Annotated in this window: 1 pseudogene; it reads left to right on the top strand. The window is 60.4% G+C overall.

What is annotated here, in order from left to right:
- Positions 1-363, top strand: a pseudogene (locus AC1ECK_RS36710) (hopanoid biosynthesis associated radical SAM protein HpnJ); the annotation flags it as partial.
- Positions 364-366 lie beyond the last annotated feature (3 nt).

Here is a 366-nt window from a genome sequence, read left to right as displayed (position 1 = left end):
ACGATCGAGAAGACGATCGAGTATGCGAAGGAAATCAACCCGCATACGATCCAGGTGTCGCTCGCGGCGCCGTACCCGGGCACGCGGCTCTACAACGAGGCGGTGGAGAACGGCTGGCTGCAGGAGAACAAGGTGATCAACCTGGTGAGCAAGGAGGGCGTGCAGCTCGCGGCGATCGGCTATCCGCACCTGTCGCGCGAGGAGATTTATCACCACGTCGAGAGCTTCTACAAGCGCTTCTATTTCCGGCCGTCGAAGATCTGGGAAATCGTGCGCGAGATGCTGATGAGCTGGGACATGATGAAGCGCCGTCTGCGTGAGGGCGTGGAGTTCTTCCGCTTCCTGCGCGCACACGAAGCGTGATGG

Source organism: Paraburkholderia sp. SSBN10T, assembly GCF_056619545.1.
The sequence above is the reverse complement of the archived record's forward strand: the minus strand, read 5'-3'. Positions and strand labels throughout refer to the sequence as shown.